Annotated in this window: 16 protein-coding genes; 9 read left to right on the top strand and 7 right to left on the bottom strand. The window is 56.6% G+C overall.

The genetic code is table 11. The annotated features are described in order from the left end of the window. Positions 1-389 precede the first annotated feature (389 nt). A complete protein-coding gene (gene gntK, locus BM205_RS04900) occupies positions 390-1952 on the top strand; it encodes a gluconokinase (protein WP_092413127.1) in 1563 nt (520 codons plus the stop codon). Between the two features lie 2 nt (positions 1953-1954). Here the strand turns inward: gntK and BM205_RS04895 are convergent, their stop codons facing one another. Beyond that, positions 1955-2920 (bottom strand): LysR family transcriptional regulator, encoded by a 966-nt coding sequence (locus tag BM205_RS04895; protein ID WP_092413126.1) that lies wholly within the window; start codon positions 2918-2920, stop codon positions 1955-1957. A gap of 419 nt (positions 2921-3339) precedes the next feature. Here BM205_RS04895 and BM205_RS04890 point away from each other — a divergent pair, with 419 nt between their 5' ends. Further along, the gene (locus BM205_RS04890; RefSeq protein ID WP_092413124.1) at positions 3340-3657 is read left to right on the top strand and encodes a hypothetical protein; all 318 of its coding nucleotides are present in this window, start codon (positions 3340-3342) and stop codon (positions 3655-3657) included. A gap of 337 nt (positions 3658-3994) precedes the next feature. Here BM205_RS04890 and BM205_RS04885 read toward each other — a convergent pair whose 3' ends face one another. Further along, on the bottom strand, positions 3995-5866 hold the full coding sequence (locus BM205_RS04885; RefSeq protein ID WP_092413123.1) for a phosphoenolpyruvate carboxykinase (GTP): 1872 nt from the start codon (positions 5864-5866) through the stop codon (positions 3995-3997). 410 nt (positions 5867-6276) lie between these two features. Here BM205_RS04885 and BM205_RS04880 point away from each other — a divergent pair, with 410 nt between their 5' ends. Further along, positions 6277-7263: a D-2-hydroxyacid dehydrogenase family protein gene (locus BM205_RS04880; protein WP_092413122.1), complete on the top strand. Its 987-nt coding sequence runs from the start codon at positions 6277-6279 to the stop codon at positions 7261-7263. A 59-nt stretch (positions 7264-7322) separates the two neighbouring features. Here the strand turns inward: BM205_RS04880 and BM205_RS04875 are convergent, their stop codons facing one another. Next, on the bottom strand, positions 7323-8075 hold the full coding sequence (locus BM205_RS04875) for an L-asparaginase (protein WP_254783746.1): 753 nt from the start codon (positions 8073-8075) through the stop codon (positions 7323-7325). A gap of 383 nt (positions 8076-8458) precedes the next feature. On the opposite strand from BM205_RS04875, the gene BM205_RS04870 reads away from it, so the two are divergent. From BM205_RS04870 to BM205_RS04845, 6 genes are all read left to right on the top strand, one after another. Further along, a complete protein-coding gene (locus tag BM205_RS04870; protein WP_175511162.1) occupies positions 8459-9109 on the top strand; it encodes a sorbitol dehydrogenase family protein in 651 nt (216 codons plus the stop codon). Between the two features lie 2 nt (positions 9110-9111). Beyond that, the gene (locus BM205_RS04865) at positions 9112-10713 is read left to right on the top strand and encodes a GMC family oxidoreductase (RefSeq protein WP_092413118.1); all 1602 of its coding nucleotides are present in this window, start codon (positions 9112-9114) and stop codon (positions 10711-10713) included. Further along, complete coding sequence (locus tag BM205_RS04860) at positions 10710-12176, top strand: c-type cytochrome (protein WP_217646019.1); 1467 nt, start codon at positions 10710-10712, stop codon at positions 12174-12176. The genes BM205_RS04865 and BM205_RS04860 overlap by 4 nt, the downstream gene beginning before the upstream one ends. A gap of 40 nt (positions 12177-12216) precedes the next feature. After that, complete coding sequence (locus BM205_RS04855; RefSeq protein WP_092413116.1) at positions 12217-12702, top strand: asparaginase domain-containing protein; 486 nt, start codon at positions 12217-12219, stop codon at positions 12700-12702. A 229-nt stretch (positions 12703-12931) separates the two neighbouring features. Continuing rightward, a complete protein-coding gene (locus BM205_RS04850) occupies positions 12932-13480 on the top strand; it encodes a hypothetical protein (protein ID WP_092413114.1) in 549 nt (182 codons plus the stop codon). After that, positions 13470-13796 (top strand): acyl carrier protein, encoded by a 327-nt coding sequence (locus BM205_RS04845; protein ID WP_092413112.1) that lies wholly within the window; start codon positions 13470-13472, stop codon positions 13794-13796. Before BM205_RS04850 ends, BM205_RS04845 begins: the two co-directional genes overlap by 11 nt. A gap of 223 nt (positions 13797-14019) precedes the next feature. Here the strand turns inward: BM205_RS04845 and BM205_RS04840 are convergent, their stop codons facing one another. The 4 genes from BM205_RS04840 to BM205_RS04825 all read right to left on the bottom strand — a co-directional run bounded on the left by BM205_RS04840 (position 14020) and on the right by BM205_RS04825 (position 20620). After that, positions 14020-16227 carry a M3 family metallopeptidase gene (locus BM205_RS04840; RefSeq protein WP_254783745.1) on the bottom strand — a complete coding sequence of 736 codons (2208 nt, stop codon included), beginning with the start codon at positions 16225-16227 and terminating at the stop codon, positions 14020-14022. A gap of 212 nt (positions 16228-16439) precedes the next feature. After that, positions 16440-17513 carry a porin gene (locus BM205_RS04835; RefSeq protein ID WP_092413111.1) on the bottom strand — a complete coding sequence of 358 codons (1074 nt, stop codon included), beginning with the start codon at positions 17511-17513 and terminating at the stop codon, positions 16440-16442. 157 nt (positions 17514-17670) lie between these two features. Beyond that, a complete protein-coding gene (locus tag BM205_RS04830) occupies positions 17671-18762 on the bottom strand; it encodes an ABC transporter ATP-binding protein (RefSeq protein ID WP_092413109.1) in 1092 nt (363 codons plus the stop codon). Between the two features lie 52 nt (positions 18763-18814). Further along, positions 18815-20620: an ABC transporter permease gene (locus BM205_RS04825; RefSeq protein ID WP_092413107.1), complete on the bottom strand. Its 1806-nt coding sequence runs from the start codon at positions 20618-20620 to the stop codon at positions 18815-18817. Positions 20621-20689: the final 69 nt, after the last annotated feature.

The following is a 20689-nucleotide window of genomic DNA, read 5'->3' as shown; positions in this document are numbered from 1 at the left end:
TGGCATTCTTGTAGTCTCGTTGTACTTTGTATTTGGCTGGCTGCTATTTCCTGTACGCATTATCCGGTCAAGCTGCAGATATTTGTACGCGGCAGCGGAATCTTGTTCATTTGGCTAGCGCAGCCAATGTTACACGCAAGGCATGGCACATTGATATAGTCTCCTTGGAGGAATGATGCTGCCGCGCCACGCTATTGCATCCTGATTTACTGATAATCCATATGGTAGCGCTACCACGTGAAGTGTTACTACAACCACTGCGCAGCCTCCGACAAGCACTACAATGAGGCGATGAAACCAGGGATTCGTCAAATGACCGGTCAAATCCGGGATAGCGGCCTGTCCAGCGCATTTTCATTACATCACCATATTCCATCACGAGGTAGTTCATGCATCACCAGCCAGAATACATGCTTGGCGTAGATATCGGCACCACCAGCACCAAGGCGGTGCTGTTCACCACCCAGGGACAGGTTGTAGCGCAGCATGCGGTGGAATATCCCTTGTTGTGCACCACGCCGGGCATGGCTGAGCAAGATCCGCGGCAGATCTACGCGGCAGTAATCAGCGCGATCCAGAATGCGGTCGGCAGCAGCAAAGTCGCCGCCGGCCAGATCGTCCTGGTGTCCTTCAGCGCCGCCATGCATAGCGTGATTGCGGTGGATAAGGACGGCGCGTTACTGAGCAACAGTATTACCTGGGCCGACAACCGCGCGGGCGAATGGTCTAACCGGATTCGCGACGAGCTGGATGGCCATGCAATCTATTTGCGCACAGGCACACCGATTCATCCGATGTCGCCGCTCTGCAAAATCATGTGGCTGCGGCACGACCAGCCGCAGCTGTTCGGACGCACCGCAAGGTTTGTCGGTGTGAAGGAATATGTGCTGTTTCGCCTGTTTGGCGAATGGCTGGTCGATCACTCGATTGCTTCCGCGACCGGCATGTTCAATTTGCAGCAGCTGGATTGGGATCAGGGCGCGCTGGAGATGCTCGGCATCGGCCCGCAGCAGCTATCGCGGCTGGTGCCGACAACGCATTACCTGAGCGGCCTGGCGCCGGCCATGGCGCAGCAACTGGGCTTGTCAGAGTCGACGCCGTTCGTGGTCGGCGCCAACGATGGCGTGCTCTCCAATCTTGGCGTCAACGCCATCGGCCCGGGCCAGGTTGCCGTCACCGTCGGTACCTCGGGGGCGATGCGGACGGTGATCGACAAGCCGATGACCGATCCCGCCGGCCGTACTTTTTGTTATGCGCTGACTGCCAAACACTGGGTAGTCGGCGGCCCTACCAACAATGGCGGCAGCATTTTCCGCTGGGTGCGCGATGAGCTGGCCACCGCCGAGTCCGCCGCCGCCAGGGAAGCAGGACTAGATCCGTATGAAGCGTTGACCAAGATCGCCGAGTCAGTGACTGCCGGCGCCGAAGGATTGCTGTTCCATCCCTATCTTGCAGGTGAGCGCGCGCCGCTATGGAATGCCGATGCGCGTGGATCCTATTTCGGCCTGGCGATGCATCACGGCAAACCGCATATGATCCGGGCCGCGCTGGAAGGTGTGATTTTCAGCCTGTACAGTATTTTGCCAGCCGTCGAAGACCTGATCGGACCGACTACCCACATGATGGCGACCGGCGGTTTTGCGCGTTCAGCCTTGTGGCGGCAAATGATGGCGGATATTTTCGAGCGCGAAGTGGTGGTGCCGGAAAGCGTCGAATCGTCCTGTCTCGGCGCTACCGTGCTAGGTTTGTACGCCCTGGGGAAAATCGATTCACTGGATGCAATCGGCGGCATGGTCGGTGCTACGCACCGGCATCTGCCGATTCCCGAGAATGTGGCGCTGTATCGCCGCTTGTGGCCGATCTATGCGGCTATTCCCAAGCAACTGGAGCAGCAATACAGGCAACTGTCGCAGTTTCAGCGAGAGACCGCGGCTGCCGTTACAGCTTCTTAATTTTAATCTTCATCCTCAGGATCGATCAGGCTGAATTTCTCGTGGGCGGTTTCACTCAAATGCGCGCGCAGCCACTTGTGCGCCGGATTGCGGGAATCGCGCTCGTGCCACAGCATATCGACATGGACCGCTGGTGTCGGGAACGGCAGTTCGCGCGCCACCAGTTCTTCGGTCATGCCGGTCGCGCCAATCAGGTGACGCGGCAAGACCGTCAGCAGATCTGAACTGGCAACCACGCGGCCGGCCGTGAAGAATTGATTGACGGTCAGCAGGATGCGCCGCTCGCGCCCCATCGCCGCCAGGGTTTCATCGATCAAACCATGCGCCCGGCCGGAAAAACTCACCAGCAAATGATGCGATGCGCAGTAGTTATCCAAGGTCAGCACTTGGTTGGCCAGCGGATGCTTCTTGTGCATCACGCACACATATTCGCCGGTGTAGAGCCGTTCATGATGGATCGGCGAGGCGCTGGTAGTCTGGCCGCCGGCCAGCTGTGCTGCAACGCCAGGGAAAAAGCCTACCGCCAGGTCGACATCGCCACGCAGCAGCATTTGGCGCGGATCGCGGGTGGTCAGCGGCACCATGCGCAGATTCAGTTGCGGTGCTTCGCGTTCGATCGTGCGTACCAGCCCCGGCAGCCATAGCGCTGCGGTAGCGTCCGCCATCGCCATCTGGAAGGTGGTGTGGGCGCGCGAGACATCGAAAGTTTCCGGCGTGATCGCGGTTTCCAGATCCGTCAGTGCGCGCCTTACCACCGGCCACAATTCTTCGGCGTGCTGGGTCGGCTTGACGCCGTGGGCGGTGCGAATCAGCAGCTCATCGTTGAGCGTATCGCGTAATCGTTTCAAGGCGTTCGATACTGCCGGCTGGGTCATCGCCAGGCGGCTGGCGGCGCGCGTCAGGTTTTGCTCGGTCATGACGGCATCGAAGACACGCAGCAGATTTAAATCAAGCGTTAAAAAACTCATGGTCGGATCTATTGTTAATTATTCTGGGCTGGATTTTTACTGAAAACGGGGCCGGAAAATTTGGCCTGAATGCAATATTCACAGATTCTATATCTGTTATATGAAAGCGCAATGACAGAATTCAAGTCTTGTGAAAATATTGCACAACAACATAAAGCGGCTATCAGCTGAGATTATGTCTGAAAATTAAAATGGTTGCCCAAGCGAAACTAAACGAAACCAAAATAAGGCAACTTCTCCTTGCCAGGCTTTATCTTACAGGCATTGCCTAATTGGTGTGCACGGTGGATTTTTCGACAGATACCGAACGTTATTCGTTTAGTACATAACTGATATCCATAATCAGAATTGGATAGCTCACTAAGTAATGAATATACTGCAATGCAACATCAACATAACCATCATTGAAAAGTAGTCGTATGTCTTTATTCGCTTTTGCCCTGCCTGCTGAAATAGCTTTGTTCGACGCGTCGGCGCTGCTCGCTGCTGCTGCAGCCGCGTTGCGGCCATTGCTAGGCCTGGGAGCGTTGGCGACCTTGATGGTGTATTTCAAACCGCTTTGGATGGGGGTTTTGCGCGCTGCATTGATGTTGATCAAGCCGCGTAAATCGCTGGACCAGCGGATTGCCCGCAGCAAGTTCAACGGGCAGCAATTAGTACGCCGCATGGCTAACGACCATGCACTCAGCCAGCCAAGCCTGGCAGCTGAACTGCGACTGCTTGCCGGTCGCGATTAACTACAAGGAGTTGTTATGCACCAATACATCTATCACGACGAAGACGGCTTCCCTACTTTTGCAGTGATGCAATGGCTGCGTGCCGTGGCAACGCGCGTTTCAGCCTGGATGGGTCTGAACGGCCTGTAATAAGCCGGTTTCACCATCTTCACTATTGAATTTCTGACGTCTCCTCTTTCCCGCGATGGAAAGATTGACCCTGCTGGCTAACCGTCGGCAGGGGTTTTTTTGACTGTCGAGCGATATAAAAAACGCCCGCTAGCTTACGCTGCGGGCGTTTTTGTTTGTTACGCGGTAAAGCTGGTAACTGAGACAGTTACCAACTTTATCCACAGCTTCAGTCGGCCAGCTGTTTTTCCAGCGCCAGCTTCACATCAGCCAATTCTTTCGGCAAGTGATATTTCAGCTTGTCAAACAGTTCTGTATGCAACGCGGTTTCCGCTTTCCAGGCAGCTTTATCGATAGCAGTGATGAGATCGAATTGTTCTTCGCTGAAATTCAAACCTTCCCAGCTCAGATCTGCATAGCGCGGTGTCACGCCGAACAAGTGCTCAACGCCGCCGGCCTTTTCGCCCTCAAGACGGTCCAGCATCCATTTCAGTACGCGCATGTTGTCGCCGAAGCCAGGCCAGACGAATTTGCCGTCGGCGCCGGTGCGGAACCAGTTGACGCAGAAAATCTTTGGCAACTCGACGGCATTTTGTTTGCCTTGGGCAGCCAGCTTTTCACCCAGCGTCAGCCAGTGCTGGAAATAGTCGCTCATGTTGTAGCCGATGAACGGCAGCATCGCGAACGGATCGCGGCGTACGATACCTTGCTGACCGGCAGCCGCAGCGGTAGTTTCCGAACCCATGGTGGCAGCCATGTACACGCCTTCAACCCAGTTACGGGCTTCAGTTACCAGCGGCACGGTGGTAGAGCGGCGGCCGCCGAAAATAAAGGACGAAATCGGCACGCCGGCCGGATCGTCCCAAGCCGCATCGATCACCGGATTCTGGGTCGCCGCCACGGTAAAGCGTGCATTCGGATGCGCTGCCTTGGCGCCGGTTTCCTTGGCGATGGCAGGCGTCCAGTCCTTGCCCTGCCAGTCGATCAGGTGCTCTGGCGCGGTGCTGGTCATGCCTTCCCACCAGACATCGCCGTCATCGGTCAGGGCGACGTTGGTGAAGATCGTGTTTTCACGCATTGACGCCATGCAGTTGTGGTTGGTCTTGTCATTGGTGCCAGGCGCAACGCCGAAATAGCCGGCTTCCGGATTGATCGCATACAGGCGGCCATCGGCACCCGGTTTGATCCAGGCGATGTCGTCACCGATGGTGGTGACTTTCCAGCCTTCAAAACCGACTGGCGGAATCAGCATGGCGAAATTGGTTTTGCCGCAAGCCGAAGGGAAAGCCGCTGCCACATAGTGCTTTTTGCCGGCCGGCGATTCGACGCCCAGGATCAACATGTGTTCAGCCAGCCAGCCTTGATCGCGGCCCATGGTCGAGGCGATGCGCAAGGCGAAACATTTCTTGCCGAGCAATGCATTACCGCCGTAGCCGGAACCGTAAGACCAGATTTCGCGGGTTTCCGGATAGTGGACGATGTACTTGGTCGGGTTGCACGGCCAGGCGACGTCCTTCTGGCCGGCTGCCAATGGCGCGCCGACACTGTGCACGCAAGGTACGAACTCGCCGTCGCTGCCGAGCACGTCGTACACCGCTTTGCCCATGCGCGTCATGATGCGCATGTTGACCGCGACGTAAGGAGAGTCGGACAGTTCAACGCCGATGTGCGCAATCGGGGAACCCAGCGGGCCCATCGAAAACGGCACGACATACATGGTGCGGCCTTGCATGCAGCCGTCGAACAAACCATGCAGCGTATTGCGCATTTCGGCCGGGTCGGTCCAGTTGTTGGTCGGGCCGGCGTCTTCCTTGTTGGCCGAGCAAATGAAGGTGCGGTCTTCGACCCGTGCCACGTCCGACGGATCGGAGCATGCCAGATAGCTGTCAGGACGTTTTTCCTGGTTCAGCTTCTTCATGGTGCCGGCGGCGACCATTTCGCTGCACAGGCGATCGTATTCAGCCTGCGAACCATCGCACCAATAGATTTGATCAGGCTTGGTCAGGGCCGCAACTTCGGCTACCCAGTTGATCAGCTTTTGCTGTTTGACATATGCCGGAGCATTGATTGTGGCGATGCCACCCATGCGTGGTTGATTCATGAAAAACTACCTCCAATACCAATAAAGAAATCTTTTTTGCCAGCTGCCGGTAGTCAACTAACGTCGACTGATTTGCCATGTCGGCTGGCTGAATTCTGGTGCGCTTGTTGCGGGCGATCTGATTAGTTAGCGGTATCATTTGTCGGCGAACAAACATCGCGTTGGTTTTACTGCGGGTCTAACTGCAATTTTTTCAGTGCAGCAGGCCGCACACCTATTGAGCGATGTTGCCCGTTTTATCAGGGAAGTAGCCGCTATCCCGGAAAAAGTGGGCCGATTGTACACCTCATTTGTAGTGAAAATGACCAACTATTGTAGTAAGGTATTTCCCGTTTTCCGGAAGCTGTTGCTTTATTACGTGGCGGCCGTTTTTCTTTCTTTTTATGCAATTTTAATGCCAAAAAACTCCTATGAAAATTGCCATACTGGATGATTATCAAGACTGTGTCCGCCATCTCGACTGTTTCAAGATGTTGGATGGCCACGAAGTCAAAGTGTTCAACAATTCCGCGCGCGGCGTTGGCCAACTGGCAATTCGCCTGGCCGGTTTCGATGCGCTGGTATTGATCCGCGAGCGCAGCAGTTTTTCCAAAACGCTGCTGCAAAAATTGCCTAAGCTGAAATTGATATCCCAGACCGGGAAAGTCAGCGGCCATATCGACGTCGAGGCGGCCACCGATTGCGGTATCGCCATCGTCGAAGGTGTCGGCGATCCGACCGCGCCCGCCGAACTGACCTGGGCCCTGATCATGGCGGCCAGCCGCCGCATTCCGCGTTATGTCAGTAATCTGCAGCAGGGACAATGGCAATCGGTCTCGGCGACGCCGCAAAACAATGTGCTGGGTACCGTGCTCAAGGGACGGACGCTGGCGATCTGGGGTTATGGAAAAATCGGCCGCATGATTGCAGCGTACGGTAAGGCGTTCGGCATGCGCGTGCTGGTCTGGGGCCGGGAGGCGAGCCGCGCTACGGCGTTAAAGGATGGTTATCTGGCCGCAGAGTCGAAACAACAGTTCTTTGCCGAAGCTGATGTGTTGACGCTGCATCTGCGCTTGAATGACGCAACTCGCGGTATCGTCGAGGCGGCCGATTTGGCTTTGATGAAACCCACCGCCATTTTCGTCAACACTAGCCGTGCCGAACTGGTAGCCGATGGTGCATTGCTGCCGGCCCTGCAACAAGGCCGACCCGGGTATGCCGCGCTGGATGTGTACGAAACCGAGCCATTGGCGCCGGACTCTCCGCTGTTGCGGATGGAGAACGTGCTGGCTACTCCGCATCTGGGCTATGTCGAAAAAGACAGCTACGAGCTGTACTTCCGCGCCGCATTCCAGAACGTTGTGGAGTTCGCCAACGGCACACCGAAGAATGTCCTGAATCCGGACGCGTTGTTGTAGGGTGGGCATGAATGCCCACGCGGACGCGCATTGCACATCATCGCGTGGGTAAAAAAAGATCAGTCGTCGTCGGCGCCGCTAGGCAGAATCAACTTGTTCAGCCGGGCTGCCGGCGCGGCCAGCGTTGTGTCATGCCACATGGTCTTCCAGCCCGGTGGCCACGGCAACGGCGGGCCGCTATATTCAGGCACGTTCTTGCGCACCGGGATCACCGGCAAGTGATGCGGCATGACGCCTTCGCTCCAGCCCAGGCTGAAGGCATAATCCGGCAGCAAGGCATCGCACACCTTGGCAAACCAGTTGCTATGGTCCTCATCGTTTCCCAATGCCTGCGCCAGGCCGTGCGGATCGAATTGCGCCAGTGCGCTTGCCAGTTCCGGTATCGAAGCGCCGGGCTGGTCGCCCCAGCCCAGGATCGGGTTGAAATTGTAATCGGCGCCAGAGCCGTACCAGCCTTCGCGCCGGGGGCGTTCCATCCAGCTGCGGCGTCCGCAAAACAGATGCCAGCGCCAGTGCAGGCCGGACGGTTTGGGCCAGCTGTACAGATACAGCCGTTGATAGCCGGCGCGATGCAATTCGCGCACCAGCGCCATCAGGCGCGCATGCGGCATACGGTCTGGCGGTGCGTGACGGAACATGATGGGTTCGCCATCTGCGTGCTGCACTTCGTCGGAAGACAGATTCAAATCCAGCGTCCGCTTCTCACTGCCGAAACGCGCAGCTATCCAGCCGGTTAACAGGTTAACCGAAGTGATTACGCCGTAGCCGCGAAAGCGGTGAAAAATAACGGTGCCGGGAGCGATGGGTTTCATGAGTCGGAATTCTTAAAAAAGTGCACGCCTAAGGCAAATGTTACCAGTGTAGCCGCTGTGCCGCGTTTTCATAGGATAGGCAAAAGGCGCAACATCGATTTGCTTACCTAGAACTCATTTCATCTATATCCGTGAGTGCGAACGCGGCTATTTGGGAGGTAGTGCAAGGCGCGTCGCGCAGCCAAGGGTGGTTCCCTTGGCAAGCGGCGCAACGCAGCAATACGCCCAAATAGCCCGTTCCCGAAGGGTTCTTGCCAGAAGAGGCGCTGGCCGCGTTGCACTCCTTGCCAGCGCCTCTTCTGGCAAGAACGCATCTCACGGATATAGATGAAATGAGTTCTTGTATAATCAAGCAACCCTCCAAGGTAGAAAGGACTAGCCATATGAAGCAACGTCCATCAGTTGCAGACGAGCGATCAAGCGACCAGCCCATCACAGCAGCCACCGGCAGCAGCGCATTTTCCGCTGGCAGGCGCGGCCTCTTGCTGTTGGGAGGCGTCAGTTTCGCGACGATGAGCATCCCGTACTGGCTGCGGCAGGCTTCAGCCCAGACCGTCGCTCCTGCCTCCACCGCCTCCAGTTCTACCAGTTCCCCTCCCAGCGCAAGCAACCAGCAACATACTGATTTCATGGCCTTGTCGGCATTGCTGACCGGCGCGCCGAAACTCAACCCGCGCATCGGCGCAAGAATGTATAGCGCATTGAGCGCGCAAGCGATCGAGTTTGAGAAACAGGCCGCAGCGTTGTGGCAGTACAGCCTTGAACATCAAATCAAGGATGTCGATAACCTGGCTGCCGCAGTCGGCAACGATAGTGCGCTATCGCTGGTCTTGCACCGGATTATCAGCGCCTGGTACCTGGGCGTGGTCGGTGACGGTGGCATAACTAGCGGTAGCGGCGGCCCCAAGGTGATCGCCTTCGAGCAGGCATTGATGTTCGACCAGGTGCGCGATGCCGTCGTGGTGCCGACCTATTGCCGTGCCGCCCCCGGCTACTGGATTACCCAACCGGCAGTCTTGAAAGCGAGGGTTTGAGTATGGCTGACAACTTATCTGCGGATGTCGTGATTGTCGGTTCCGGCGTTGCCGGCGCCTTGGTGGCGCATCAACTGGCCTTGTCCGGCGCTTCGGTACTGGTACTGGAAGCGGGGCCGCGGCTGGAACGCTGGCGCATCGTCGAAAATTATCGAAATACGCCGAGCAAAGACGATTTCATGGTGCCCTACCCGTCCACCAAATACGCACCGCATCCCGAGTACACGCCGGAAAATAACTACCTGATTCTCAAGGGTACGCATAAATACAATTCGCAATACATCAGAGCGGTGGGTGGCACCACCTGGCACTGGGCCGCTGCCGCCTGGCGCTTCCTGCCGAACGATTTCAAGATGAAAACGCTATACGGCGTCGGCCGCGACTGGCCCATCAGCTACGATGAACTGGAGCCATATTACTATCGGGCTGAAGTCGAACTGGGCGTATCCGGCCCCAACGACGGCACCGATCTCGGCTCGCCGCGCAAGCAACCTTATCCGATGGATCACCTGCCGCTATCCTGGAACGACCAGCGCTTCAGCGCCGTGGTCAACGGCAACGGCCACAAAGTCGTGTCGGAGCCGGTGGCGCGCAACAGCCGCGCCTACGATCAGCGTCCCAACTGCTGCGGTAACAACAATTGCATGCCGATCTGTCCGATCGCTGCCATGTATAGCGGCATCATCCACGTCGAGAAAGCTGAAAAGGCCGGAGCCAAGGTTCTGGCCGACGCCGTGGTTTACCGGATAGAAGTCGACGCCAAGGAACGCATCAGTGCCGTGCATTACAAAGATCCGGAGGGCGTCACCCATAGAGTCACCGGCAAGTATTTCGTGCTGGCCGCGAACGGTATCGAGATTCCTAAACTGATGCTGATGTCCACCGACGACAAGCATGGCAACGGTGTAGGCAACAGTTCAGACCAGGTTGGCCGCAACCTGATGGATCATCCCGGCACCGGCGTTACCTTCCTCGCCAATGAAGACCTGTGGCCGGGGCGCGGTCCGATAGAAATGACTTCCATCGTCGATATGCGCGACGGTGCTTTCCGCGCCGAATATGCGGCCAAGAAGCTGCATTTGAATAATATGGCGCAAACCAACCATGCTGCCCAGACGGCCCTGAAAGACGGTCTGGTCGGTATCAAACTGAATCAGGAAATCCGCCGCCGCGCCGCGCGTACCGTAAATATCAACAGCTTCCACGATATCTTGCCGGATCCGGAAAACCGCATACGGCCCAGCACGGAAAAACGCGATGCGCTCGGCATTCCGCAGCCGGAAATTACCTATTCGATCAACGATTACGTCAAGAAAAGCGCAGTGTTGACGCACCAGGCCTATGCCAGCATCGCTGCCATGTTCGGCGGCACGGAAATCAAGTTCGATGACGATTTCGCTCCCAACAACCACATCATGGGCGCCACCATCATGGGCGGTGATCCGCGTGACTCGGTGGTCGATGCCCATTGCCGTTCACATGATCACGAAAACCTTTTTATCGCCAGCGGTTCGGTGATGCCGGTGGCTGGCACGGTGAATTGCACCTTGACGATTGCGGCGCTGTCTTTACGCATCGCGGATACCTTGAGGACAGTGCTATGACGGCCCGCTCTCAATTCGCTTGCCGTCTCGCCCGCTGGATTGCGGGCATGGCTCTGGTAGCCGGCATGGCGCACGGCGCCGCTGCTGCGGATGCCGCTCCGGCTGCCCCCTCGGCCACGCTCGCCGCCCCTCCCAACGCCGACCAGATCACGCGTGGCGAGTACCTGACCAAAGCTGCCGACTGCATCGCTTGCCACACGGTCGATCAGGCCAAGCCGTTCGCCGGCGGTTATCCGCTGGCGACGCCGTTCGGCACCATCTACGGCTCCAACATTACGCCCGACAAAGAGACCGGCATCGGCAACTGGAGCGATGAAGATTTCATCCGTGCGCTACACAACGGCGTCGATGACAAAGGCAAGCACCTGTATCCTGCAATGCCCTACGCTTCCTATACCAAACTGTCGCGCGACGACGTGCTGGCGATCAAGGCTTATCTGTTCAGCCTGCCGCCGATACAGCAAAAAAACCTGGAAAACAATTTACCTTTCCCGCTCAACCAGCGCTGGATCCTGGCCGGCTGGAACCTGTTCAATTTCAAGCCGGGCGAATGGAAGGACGATGCCGCCAAAAGCCCCGAATGGAATCGCGGTGCTTACCTGGTGGAAGGGCCGGCCCACTGCCAGGAATGCCATACTCCGCGTAACCTGACTATGGGCGTGGACCTCAAGCGTTCTTTCGGCGGTGCCCAACTGGGCGGCTGGACGGCGTTCAACATCACGCCCGATCCGGTCAGCGGCATCGGCGGCTGGAAAGACGAAGAAGTGATCCAGTACCTGAAAACAGGCCTGGTGCCGGGCAAGGCGTCCGCTGCCGGCGGCATGGCTGAAGCGATCGAACATAGCCTTCAATATATGAGCGACGCCGACCTGAAGGCGATTGTTACGTACATGCGCAGTGTGCCGGCCATCAGCGATGCCGCCGACAAGAAGCCGCGTTATGCCTGGGGCCAGGCAGCAGATGACGACGCCGATTTGCGCGGCGTAGCCGCAGTATCGGTCAGCAGTAATGCTTCCGGCGGTGCAGAGTTATTCAGCGGGAACTGCGCCAGCTGCCACTCGGCTAGCGGCAGCGGGGTGGTCGGCGGTTATTACCCGTCGTTGTTCAGCAATAGCGTGGTGGGCGCGCGCGAGCCAGGCAATCTGCTGATGGTGATCCTCAACGGCGTACAGCGCCGCGGTAAGGATGACGAAGCCTTCATGCCCGGCTTCGCAGATCATCTGAACGATATCCAGATTGCAACACTGACCAACTACATCCTGAAGCAATACGGCCAAGCAGACGCGCCAGGCATCACCCCTGAAATGGTCAAAACCCAGCGTCAAGGGGGACCGGCTTCGCCCATGCTGTCTTTATTGCCGTGGGGGCTGGCGGCGGCAGCGTTGATCGTGGTATTTATACTGTTTTCGTTGTTCGCGCGTCGACGGCCTCGTCCGGCTGCTTCACGTACTCCACCGAAATGACCGCGAGCAATCATAATTATTGAAAAGGAAACGGATTCCCATGGCTTTACGTATCATCGCCACCGGCGGCACCTTCGATAAGCATTACGACGAGATCGCCGGCAAACTGACTTTTGCCGCCAGCCACCTGCCGCAAGTGATCCAGCGCGCGCGCATCACTACCGAAATCGCGCTGGAAGAATTGCCTTTGCTGGATTCACTCGACATGCAGGATATAGATCGCCGGCGCGTGCTGGCTTCCTGCACCCATGCTGAGGAGCAGTCGATAGTGATCATCCACGGCACCGACACCATGCGCGAGACAGCCGCTGTGCTGGGTGCTGCCGCGCTGGACAAGACCATCGTGGTGACCGGCGCGATGATTCCCTACTCCATTGCCAATTCCGATGCGCTGTTCAATTTCGGTTTTGCTTGCGGCGTTGCGCAAGCCTTGCCGCCTGGCGTGTATGTGGCGATGAACGGCAAGATTTTTGCGTGGGATAAAGTCGAAAAAAATCGGGCGGCTGGAGTGTTTGAACCACTGTAATATTTTGCTGTAACGCGCATCTTCGAGACGAAAAAAACGGGGCAGATTTTCTGCCCCGTTTTCACGTTCCAGCGCAATTTTCTGACACCGGTTATCTTGGCAACGCTTGCGCAAAAAGCTTACCCACCCTGCCGTGCTGCTTTTGCAGGGTTGTTTAAAATCATTGTTGAAATGATATTTTTAAGTGGGTACTATCTTTGAATCTCAATCAAATTGATAGGCGCTCTCCATGAAAGAGGTATCTTTGCATTCGGCAATTTTTGAGGGCGTCCATAAATTTCGAGTTCCCCCATCTTTTGCTAAAGTGAATACTGGCAGTCTCCACAATGATTTCTCAATGTTGTCTGGTTACAGCGGGGCTATGGCGCTAGTTGGTGATGAGGGTAACTATGAATTAGCGAAATTTTCAATTCCAAACGTTCAAATTCCAGATCTAACGCTTGATCAGCTTTGGGAGTGCGCTAAAGATCATTATGGGTTAACGGCGGCTGCAGCGATTTCAGGTATCGGTGGTATGCCTATTCCTAAATCAGCCCTTGGAAGAGGCCAATTTCTTGGTGCCGGAAAAAACACAAATTTGATAAGCCACTATGGCCTGAAATTTTTTCCCTTTGCCAAAATTCCGGCAAGCGCGAATAGAGCAGCAAAGGCTGTTTTTGGAACTACCAGGGTATTTGGCATTATAGGTCGGGCGTCCCCATTCGTTGCTTTAGGATTTGCCGTTTTCGATGTAGTCAGCATCGGCATGTGTGCAATCGAGAGTAAAAATGGCAAATGAACAGACAAGAGATGAGGTGCTGGGAAAAGTCATTGATATTTTTATCGATGCCATCGGATGGATTAAACGGGAAGAATTGCTGGTTGATGCCCGCCTTGTATCGGATTTAAAAATAGATGGCGATGATTTATTTGTATGCGTAATGCAAGTCGAAAAATATTTTGATATGCGTTTGACAGAAGCGGAATGGGGGGCTGTTGCTACTATCGAGCAAGTAGTAGATTTGGTGATGCGCTATAGAGGCTTAAGAATCCCAGGAAAAAAACAGCCAGGTATCTTGGGATGGCTCAGTGATCGGATGTCTATCAAATATTGAAATAAATTGTTTACACTATTTATTTCCAATTTACTTGCCTCGGAAAACTGCGCCTTCAACCTGTAGGGTGGGCATGAATGCCCACGCGGACCGTAAATTTCCTGACACCGGTTATCTTGCTAACACGTGGGCAAAAAAACTTGCCCACCTTACTCGGCTCCAATACGGATTTCCAGGACGAAAAAAACGGGGCAGATTTTCTGCCCCGTTTTTACATTTCAGATTACTTTGCGGCTTCCGTCAAACCACGCGCCTCCAGCAACGGGCCGACTTCCGGCCCGCGTCCATAAAAGTCCTTGAACAAGGCACTCGGATCGGCACTAAAGCCGCGTGACAGCACCTTGGAGCGCAGCAGGTCGCCGTTGCCGCGTTTCAAGCCGCCGTGGGTATTCATCCAGTGCTCGGTATCCTTGGCCAACACGTCGCTCCAGATATAAGCGTAATAACCGGCCGAATAGCCGTTGGCGAAGATATGCTGGAAATACGCGGTGTGGTAGCGCGGCGGCACCACATAACCTTCACCGCCCGCTGCAGTCTGCAATGCTTTCGCTTCAAACGCCATGACGTCCTTGGCTGCGGGAGTCTGGTCAGCCGGCAGCTGGTGCCAGGCCTGGTCCAGTATCGAAGCCGCCAGATACTCGGAGCTGTCGTAACCGGCATTGAATTTACGCGCAGCCAGGACTTTGTTGACCAACGCCTGCGGCATCGGCTTGCCGGTCTTGTAGTGCTTGGCATAGTGCGCCAGGACTTGTGGATTGTGCGACCACATTTCGTTGAATTGCGACGGATATTCGACGAAGTCGGGCGGCACTTCGGTACCTGAGAAGCGTGGATACTCGACATTGGAGAACATACCGTGCAAGGCATGGCCGAACTCGTGGAACATCGTGTTGACTTCGTCAAAAGTGAGCAATACCGGTTTGCCGGCCGGCGGTTTGACGATGTTGATATTGTTGGATACTACCGGTTTGGTCCCGAACATCCGTGATTGCGCGACATAGCTGTTCATCCAGGCGCCGCCCTGTTTGTTTTCGCGCGCGAATGGATCGAACAGGAACAGGGCCAATGGCGAACCATCCTGGTTGAACACTTCAAACACGCGTACATCTTTCTGGTAGACCGGCAGGTCGGTGCGTTCCTTGAAACTCAAGCCATATAGCTCGTGGGCCGCGTAGAACACGCCGTCCCGCAGCACATGATTCAATTCGAAGTAAGGCTTGGTCTGGGATTCGTCGAAGTTGTAGCGTGCCTTGCGGACCTGCTCGGCATAAAACGCCCAGTCCCACGGCTGCAGCTTGAATGGCTTGGTATGGCTGGCTTTAGCCTGGCGGTCGATCAGCTGTTGCATCACGGCTGCTTCCTTACGGGCGTTGGATGCGGCTGCCGGCGCCAGTTGCGCCAGCATGCGGTTGACGGCTTCGGGCGTGCCGGCGGTTTCATCTTCCAGCACATAGGCGGCGTGGTTGGGGTAACCCAGCAACGCGGCATGCTGGGCGCGCAGTTTGACGATCTGGGCGACCGCCGCGACATTATCGTCGCTGCCGCCATTCGCACGGGTGATCGAGGCAGCATAGATGCGTTCGCGCAGCTGCCGGTTCTTGAGTTGCGCCAGTAGCGGCTGGTCGGTCGTGTTCTGCAGCGCGATCAGCCACTTGCCGTCGAGCTTGCGGTCGCTCGCGGCTTGCGCAGCGGCGGCGATGGACTCCGCCGACAAGCCGTCCAGATCGGCCCGTTTGTCGACCACCACAGCACCGTCGTTATTCGCTTTCAGCAGGGTTTGCTGGAATTGCGTGGTGAGCGTGGAAATTTGCTGGTTCAGCGTGCGCAGCTGGTCCTTGTCGGCCGCCGATAAACGGGCGCCGGCGCGGACGAATTCAATGTGATAGCGCTCCAGCAGCCGCAGCGACTCGGGATCGAGGCCCAGTGTGCTGCGTTGTTGATATAGCTGAACTACGCGGGCAAATAATTGCGGATCCAGAAAGATGGCGTCTTTGTGCGCAGCCAGCTTGGGCGCAACGTCTTGTTGGGTCTGGTCCAGCTCCGGGCTGGTATTGGCGCCGACCAGGTTGAAAAACACATCCGAGACGCGTGTCAGCATTTGGCCGGAACGCTCCAGCGCCAGGATCGTATTGTCGAAACCCGGCGCCGCCGGATTGGCTGCTATCGCGTTGACTTCCTGGCGTTGCTGCGCCATCCCGGCTTCGAATGACGGTTTGTAGTCGCTGTCCTTGATCTTGTCGAATGGCGGCAGGTTGTAAGGCAGGGAACTGATCTGGGCGAAGGGAGAACTTGCAGCGAGTGCCGCAGTGGCGGCGGTGGTGGCTTGTGATGCCTTGGTGGGCGTATCGCCAACGGCAGTGCATCCCATCATTCCCGCAGCCGCAGTCAACATCAATCCGCATAGCGAGATACGTCGTGTAGAAATTTGCATCAATTCTCCTGATATTGGTTCTGGGAATTATTTTTTTGACGAAACATTCTACGTCAGCATTCAAGGTCAGGGGGATCACGGACTATATTGATAAAAACCGGATGTAAAAAAAACACGAAAGGCATTACAAAAATACGCCATGTCTTTCGTGTAAAAAAGCAGCTCGGCAAGACGCAAGTTAATTTGCGTCTTGCCGGGCTTTAATGCGGTCTTTAGAACCGGTGCTGAATCCCGCCGATAACGCCGGTCTGGCTGGTGCCGTAGGCAACGTCGTCACGCGACACGCCAACCAGTTGCTGGTTCTTGGCTTTGGCGTAGGCCGCGCTCAGATACAGGTCGGTGCGTTTCGAGAGTGCATACTTGCCGCGAACCGAATACATGATCGGATCGGCATCCTTGCCGCTGGCTACATTCTTGATGTTCTGATAGTAGACAGCGCCGATCAGCGTTACTACCGGCGTTACCTTGTAGGTAGCGCCACCCCAGAAGAAATCGCTACGCAGATCGGCCGCATTCGATGCCAGCGTCTTCTTGTAGTTGCGATAACCCAGGTCCAGGCCCAGCGTGCTGCTCAGTTGGTAATCGCCGGCCAGATGGATGCTGGTGGCCTTGTCGTAAGCGCCGCCGGCGACTGCCGCAGTGCCGTCGACCCGGTCAAATGTCGCGGCAACCCGGAACGGGCCGTTTTCGTAACCGGCGCCCAGCGCGTATTTTGCTGTGTCGCCGGTGCTGCCTGCGACTTCACCGAAGCCATAGGTTGCGCCCAGCTTGAAGCTGCCGAATTTCCCTGTGTACTTGAGCATGTTCGGCAGGTTGGTCAGCATGCCATCCTTGCGGCCGCCGGTAGCGCCGGCCGAAGTCACCCATGAATACTGGCCGGAATAACCCATAGGGTCGAACGGCAAGATGAAGTCATAGGTGGTGGAGTAGGAACGGCCGGCAACGATGCGTCCGAAGCTGCCTTCCAGGCCCACATTGGCTTGACGGCCGAACAGCAGGCCGGCGCTGTCGAATTCGCCGGTATCGGTCTTGAAGCCGTTTTCCAATTGGAATACCGCCTTCAACCCGCCGCCAAGATCTTCGGTGCCGCGGAAGCCGATACGCGAGGTATTCATGGCGCCGGAACTCAAGCGGACCACGCCATCCTTGTTGGCATTGGCGTTATTCACATACTCGACGCCGGTATCGACGAGACCGTAAACAGTGACGCTGGATTGGGCATAAGCGCCGGATGCCAGCAGGCCGAGCGCGGCGAGGATTGCTGTCGCCAGGTGTTTTCTTTTCATTGTTCCTCCGTTGTGTAATATTTTTCTACTGCGATTTTGTTGTTGATTGTGCGGTGATGGTCAAGCTGCACAAAGGCTGTTGTCGGATATCGATAGAGCTCCCCTTTTATAACTCCCCCTTTCCTGTTTCTATATCTCTATATCTATACATCTCTGGCTAGAAGGCCCACAGCGAGACTTGCGGCAATTGCAGCCAGTACTCGCCCGGCGCCAGCCTTTGCCGTGCATAGGCGCGCAAGACAGTGCTGTCGGCGCCGCTTGCGTCGATATTGCGGAACACGCATTCCCAGCGATCGCCCAGGTACATGCAGGTCGACAGCGGCAGCTTGATGGCGTTATCCACAGGTGTGTCTGAGATGTTGACTTGCTCGACGCGGATAATCGCGACCGCATCCTTGCCGTCGTTGTTGATGGCCTGGCCACGTAGTGTCGCCTTCACATTGCCGCCTTCGACCTGCAGCAAGGCTTGTTCGCCGTCGCGTTGCAGCACCTTGGCCCGCAGGCGGTTGTTACTGCCCATGAACTCCGCCGTGAACAACGTATCCGGCGTTTCATACATACGTTGCGGTGTGCCCTGCTGTTCGATCTTGCCGTTGTTGAGCAACAGGATGCGATCCGAAATCGCCATCGCCTCGGCCTGGTCGTGCGTCACCATCAACGCTGACAAACCTAGCCGCACGATCAGCTCACGCAGAAAGGCGCGCGCTTCTTCGCGCAGCTTGGCATCCAGGTTGGATAGCGGTTCGTCCAGCAGGATGACCGGCGGGTTGTACACCAGCGCGCGGGCAATGGCGACGCGCTGCTGCTGGCCGCCGGATAATTGATGCGGGAAACGGTCGCCCAGATGGCCGAGGCCGAGCTGGTTCAATACCGTTTTGACGCGCTCGGCAATGTCGCTGCCGTTCATTTTGCGCAGCTTCAAACCATAGGCGACGTTGTCGAATACGGTCTTGTGCGGCCACAGCGCGTAGGACTGGAACACCAGGCCCAGATTACGTTCTTCCGCTGGAATTTCCAGCTTGCGATGGCCGTCAAACATGGTGCGTTCGCCGATCTGGATGTTGCCTGACTTAGGTGATTCCAGGCCGGCTACCGCGCGCAGCAAGGTGGTTTTGCCGCTGCCGGAAGGCCCCAGCAGCGCAACCACTTCACCGCGCTGCAATTCCATCGACACACCTTTGAGAATCGGATTGGCGCTAGCGCCGCTGCCGTAGTCGAGATGCAAGTTATTGACGCTTAATTCACTCATGATGATTTCCTGATTAGTGTTGCAACATAGTCGTGCAACTGATTTGTGCAATCTAGTCGTGCAACTTCACGCCAAAGCGCAGTGCAATGCCAAGGCCGATGGCCACCAGCGTGATGTTGATAAAGGAGAGAGTGGCAACCAGATCGACCGAGCCCGAGGCCCACAGCGAAACGATCAGGGCGCCGATGACTTCGGTGCCGGGCGATAGCAGATAAACGCCAGTCGAATATTCGCGTTCGAAAATCAGGAACACCATCAGCCACGCGCCGAGTACGCCGTAGCGCACCAGCGGCAACGTGACATCCCGCGTCACCTGCGAACGGCGAGCGCCAACCGCGCGCGCCGCCTCTTCCAGTTCCGGACCGACCTGCAGCAACGCCGTGGTTATCAGGCGCAAACCATACGCCAGCCACACCACCGAGTACGCCAGCCATACCGAGAAAATGGTGGAACGCAGTTCACGCAATTGCGGAATGAAATTCTCCACCAGCCATTGCGCCACCACGTTGTCGTAACCCTTCAACATGCTGTCGAGGAAGGATGGTACGAACAGGAACACCCACAGGAACGACAGACCAGCGAGCAAGCCCGGCACAGCGCGCGGAATCAGCACGCTGTAATCGAGGAAGCGCGTAATGCCATCCGATTTGCGATGCATGGCGAGCGCGATACAGCAATAGCAGGCCACCGCAATCGCACCGCCGATGACACCGATCATGATGGTATTGACGATGCCGCGCACCAGCGCCGGCTGGTCCCAGATGTCGCGGAAGTGCTGCAAGGTCAAGGTATCCATCAGCGATACGCCGTAACCCCAATGCGACACAAGCGCACGCAAGGCGATGCCGGATAATGGAATCACGATCGTGAAAATCAGCCAGGCGGCGATCAGGCTGAACGCCAGCCATTTCCATTTACCCAGCGGCAGCGCTTTCTGACGTGCGCCCTTGCCCTTGATCGACACATACTTGTTGGCCGAACGCAGCAGCCAGCGCTGGATCATCACCAGCGGCAAGGTCACCGCCACCAGACACACCGCAACCGCAGCCATCAAATGATAGGAAGGAGTACCGAGTTTGTTGGTCAGCTTATACAGGTAAGTCGGCAGCACCAGATGGCCTTCAGGATCGCCCAGCACCAGCACCAGTCCGAACACTTCGAAACCCAGGAAAAACACCAGCACGCCGGCATAGGCCAGCGCCGGCATGATCATTGGCAGCGAGACATTCAGCGCTACTTGCAACGGCGAAGCGCCGGCCACGCGAGCAGCTTCTTCAACGTCGGCGCCCAGGCTCTTCAGCGCAGCCGAGGCGTACAGATAAACGTGCGGGACATGAGTCAGGCCGGCGATGATGATAATACTGGGGAAGGCATACACATTCCACGGCGTCGCTTCGATGCCGATCATCCGCAGCAGGTCTTGCACCCACACCGTATAGAAGCCGACCGGGCCCATCGAGACAACGTAACCGAAGGCGATCACCATCGGCGATACGAAAATCGGCACCAGCAGCATCGGCGCAATCCAGTTGCGGCCGGGCAGATCGGTGCGCACCATCAGGAACGCCAGCATGCCGCCCAGCGGCACCGCGATAAATGCAAGGCCGGTAGCCAGCAACAAACCGTTAATGAAAGCCTGGCGGAAATCCGGGTCGTCGAAAATGAAGCGATATGGCTCCAGGCTCAGGGTTTTGACCGGCGCGAAAAACGGCGCGGATAAGAAACTTTGATAGAAAATCAGTACCAGCGGCAGAAAAATGGCTATCGCCGCCAGCGTAACCACCAGTCCGCGCGGCCAGTTAAGGCGCGCCAGCCGGGAACGGCTGGCCAGCGGGTGGGGAGGAGAAATGGATGACATAGTTGTACCTTGCAGAAAACCGGGATCTTGAAAAGCCGTCATCCCCACTTACGCGGGGATGACGTTGTT

Origin of the sequence: Collimonas sp. OK307 (assembly GCF_900113705.1) — a bacterium.
Taxonomy (GTDB): Bacteria; Pseudomonadota; Gammaproteobacteria; order Burkholderiales; family Burkholderiaceae_D; genus Collimonas.
The sequence above is the reverse complement of the archived record's forward strand: the minus strand, read 5'-3'. Positions and strand labels throughout refer to the sequence as shown.